The organism is Streptomyces sp. 8P21H-1, assembly GCF_013302945.1.
In genome coordinates, this window is record NZ_JABTYA010000050.1 from 1 (window position 1) to 3,889 (window position 3,889).

Here is a 3,889-nt window from a genome sequence, read left to right on the forward strand (position 1 = left end):
CGGCGGCCGTCCGCCGGGGAAAGCCGGCCGTGACGGCCTCGACCGTGCCTCCGCGCCCGATCCACGCGGCCTCCGCCCCGGTCCGCCGGCCGAGCAGCTCCAGCACCTCGGCCGGACCGCCCTGGCGCCGTACGAGCCGCAGCAGCTCATCCGCGCCCTCCCCGTGCTCCCGCACCTCCACGCCCCGCTCACCTCTCCCGCTCGGCGTGTCCACCGTCCGACAGAGGCACCCTAATGCGCCGTCCTGGGACATTCACGCCGCCGCGGTGGGCGCCGGCGCTACCCCGCCTCGATGCCCAGCGTGAGCGTGCCCGCGTAACCGGCCGTCGTCGAAGTGCCCAGCGCGGTGAGGGTCAGCAGTCCGGAGGCCGCGCCTCCGTCGTCGTAGATGCCGTCCTGCGCGAGGGTCGTACGGGGCACCGTGTTGGCCGCGTACACGGGTACCGTCGCCACCCTCCTGGTGACGGCCTCGTCGAAGAACAGCTGCCCGGTGTGCAGTTCCCGGCCGCCCTCGAAGGAGCCGTCCGGGGTCAGCGTGACGCCGGTGTGCACCTTGACGTGGATGTGGACGCAGCGGCCCCGGTACCAGCCGGGGTAGACGCTGGTGATCCGCGCGACGCCGTCGGAGCCCGTCAGGACGCCGCCGCGCAGGAACGTGCCGTTGTCCGGTTCGTCGTGCCCGTTCCCGCCGACGAAACCGGAGTACTCGCCGAGCGCGTCGCAGTGCCAGATCTCCACCAGCGCGTTGCCGAGCGGGGCACAGGTGTCGTCGTCGACGACGGTGAGCGTGAGCTTCAGCGGAATGCCGGTCTTGTCCTCGCTGATGTCGGCGCGGACCAGCTGTCCGTCCAGGTAGTAGGGGCCTTCGGTCAGCTCCTTCGTGAGGGTGCAGACGGCCGCGGCGGCTGCCGGGACCTGGTCGGCGGCGGTGGGGGGCTGCTGGGCCGTGGCTCCGACGGCCAGGGTCGCCGCGGTGGCACCCGTGGCGATGAGCAGGGTTCGTCGTCCGATCGAGTTTTCTGTCATGAACACGGCACCTTAGAAGCGGAAGCTGTCGAAGTGCTGTGCGTCGGGCAAAGTGACGGAACGTCAAGTCTGTTGTGGGACAGCCGGGGTGCCGAAAAACTTTCGACACCCGTCGGGGCGCGAGGTGCTGTGTGAACCGTTGACGCGCGGAAGGTTCGATTCTACGTTCCCGTCTACGTTCTCGTTCGAAGACGTGACCAATGTTCGGCATGTCGAACGGTCATGCAACCGAGCCTCCAATTCCCACGCACCCCACCCCCATCCGTAGGAGGACCCGCGTGAGCCGCACCTCCAGCAGGACCCACAGGACCCGGAAGACCCACAGGACCCGCAGGACCCGCAGGACAGCCCTCCTCGCCCTCCCCGCGGCGGTCCTGCTCGCCCTCGTCCCCACCACCGCCTCCGCGTACCCGAACCCGGGCGTCGTCACCGGTTCGACCGTCGTGCACGACCCGACGATGATCCGCACCTCGTCGGGCCAGTACCTGCTGTACGCCACCGGCGGCGGCATCAGCAGCAAGAGGTCGGGCGACCGCACCGCCTTCAGCGCGGGCGCCGACGCCTTCGGCGCCAAGCCGGGCTGGTGGTCCGGGTACGCGACCGAGGCATGGGCCCCCGACATCTCGTACCAGGGCGGCAGGTACCTGATGTACTACGCCGTCTCGACCTTCGGCTCGAACAAGTCGGCCATCGGTCTCGCCACCTCGGCGACCGGGCAGCCCGGCTCCTGGAGCGACCAGGGCGTCGTCTACTCGTCCACCACCTCCAGCGACTACAACGCCATCGACCCGAACCTCTTCGTGGACGGCGACGGCAAGTGGTGGCTGTCGTTCGGCAGCTGGTGGACCGGGCTGAAGATGATCCAGCTCAACCCGTCGACCGGCAAGCAGCTCTCATCCAACACCACCCGCCACTCGATCGCGTCCCGCCCGACCGGCACCAAGGCCGTCGAGGCGCCGTCCGTCGTCAAGCGCAACGGCTACTACTACCTGTTCGCCTCGTACGACACCTGCTGCGCCGGCACCGGCTCCACCTACAAGATCAAGGTCGGCCGGGCCACCAGCGTCACCGGGCCCTACTACGACAGGAACGGCGTCGCCATGACGAACAACGGCGGCACGCCCGTGCTGGAGTCGCACGGCCGGTACATCGGCCCCGGCGGCCAGTCGATCCTGGCGGACGTGGACGGCGACCTGATCGTCTACCACTACTACGACGGCCAGGACAACGGCACCCCCAAACTCGGCATCAACCTCCTGAACTGGAGCAGCGGATGGCCCGTCGCCTACTGACCCTGCTGGCCGCGCTCCTGCTCGCCCTGTCGCTCGGACAGCCGCCGGCGAGCGCGGCGACCTTCGCCAACCCGGTCAAGTCGGTGAAGGGCGCCGACCCCTGGATCTCGTACCACGACGGCAACTACTACCTGGTGACGACGAGCTGGACCGACGTCATCACCATGCGCAAGTCGCCCACGCTGGCCGGGCTCGCGACCGCGCCCAGCGTGCAGGTGTGGAAGGGCGACGCGGCCTCGCGCTGCTGCAACATCTGGGCGCCCGAGCTCTTCCACTCCGGCGGCCGGTGGTACCTCTACTTCGTGGCCGGGCAGAACGTCTCCGACTACAACCCGACCCAGCGCACCCACGTCCTGGAGAGCTCGGGCTCCGACCCGATGGGCCCGTACACCTACCGGAACCAGCTCAACAGCTCCTGGATGCTGGATCCGAGCGTGCTCAACGTGAACGGGCAGCTCTACCTGCTGGGCAGCGCGAGCGGCGGCACGCAGAACCTCGTCATCGCCCCCATGTCCAACCCCTACACGGTCAGCGGCTCCTTCTCGACGATCTCCACGCCCACGTACGACTGGGAGAGGTCGGGCGGGACGGTGAACGAGGGACCCGAAGTGCTCCAGCGGGGCGGGACGACGCGGATCGTCTACTCGGCCAGCGGGTGCTGGACGCCCGACTACAAGCTCGGGCAGCTGACGCTGACCGGCTCGAACCCGCTCTCCGCGTCCTCCTGGACGAAGAAGTCCACGCCGGTCTTCCAGCGCAACGACGCCGCCGGGGTGTACGGACCCGGGCACAACGGCTTCTTCACCTCGCCCGACGGGAGCGAGAGCTGGATCGTCTACCACGCCAACGACAGCGCGAGCGAGGGCTGCGACAACGGCCGCACCACGCGCGCGCAGAAGTTCACGTGGAACGCGGACGGGTCACCGAACCTCGGCACGCCGGTCCGGCTCGGCGCGAGCACGGCGGGACCGTCGGGGGAGCCGTCGAGCACCTCGACGGCGTACACGCTGACCAACCGCAACAGCGGCAAGTGCCTGGAGGTGGCCGGTGGTTCGGCCGCCGACGGGGCCAACGTCCAGCAGTACGCCTGCAACGCCGGGAACCACCAGAAGTGGCGGGTGGAGGACCGCGGCGACGACACCAGCCGGCTGGTGAACGTGGCCTCCGGGAAGGTGCTGGACACGGCGGACTGCTCCGCCGCGGACGGGGCGGACCTGCGGCAGTGGGCGTGGCTCGACAACACGTGCCAGCGGTTCCGGTTCCTGACCACGAGCGGGGGCTACACACGGATCGTGAACCAGGCCACCGGGAAGGTCGCCGACGTGGCCGACTGCTCCGCGGCCGACGGCGCGAACGTCCGCCAGTGGACCTGGCTGAACAACGACTGCCAGCAGTGGCGGTTCAACCCGGCGTGAACCCCGGTGGGGGCCGGCTTCCAGGGGCGCGGGGAACTGCGCAATCGTTGAGCGCCACCCCCACCGGCGGTCAGCCGATCCGGCCCGGCGCGCCGGCCGCAGGCCAGTTCGTGCCGGACGCGCCCGCCGTGTTCGGCCACCCCCCGGCCGGCTGGG

Annotated in this window: 4 protein-coding genes; 2 read left to right on the plus strand and 2 right to left on the minus strand. The window is 70.0% G+C overall.

The window, feature by feature from the left end:
* On the minus strand, positions 1-181 hold a 181-nt coding region (locus tag HO151_RS00965; RefSeq protein ID WP_173894238.1), incomplete at its 3' end, for a hypothetical protein.
* Between the two features lie 98 nt (positions 182-279).
* Positions 280-1,026, minus strand: coding sequence for an intradiol ring-cleavage dioxygenase (locus tag HO151_RS00970; protein WP_173894239.1), 747 nt, complete (start codon positions 1,024-1,026; stop codon positions 280-282).
* Between the two features lie 278 nt (positions 1,027-1,304).
* Here HO151_RS00970 and HO151_RS00975 point away from each other — a divergent pair, with 278 nt between their 5' ends.
* On the plus strand, positions 1,305-2,318 hold the full coding sequence (locus tag HO151_RS00975) for an arabinan endo-1,5-alpha-L-arabinosidase (protein ID WP_368039376.1): 1,014 nt from the start codon (positions 1,305-1,307) through the stop codon (positions 2,316-2,318).
* Entirely contained in the window at positions 2,300-3,733 is a 1,434-nt protein-coding gene (locus HO151_RS00980; protein ID WP_173894241.1) for a family 43 glycosylhydrolase, read from the plus strand. Before HO151_RS00975 ends, HO151_RS00980 begins: the two co-directional genes overlap by 19 nt.
* Positions 3,734-3,889 lie beyond the last annotated feature (156 nt).

Bases quoted from the DNA above. Each gene is read 5' to 3' on its own strand.
- HO151_RS00970 (WP_173894239.1), bottom strand. From the start codon at position 1,026: ATGACAGAAAACTCGATCGGACGACGAACCCTGCTCATCGCCACGGGT.
- HO151_RS00980 (WP_173894241.1), top strand. From the start codon at position 2,300: ATGGCCCGTCGCCTACTGACCCTGCTGGCCGCGCTCCTGCTCGCCCTG.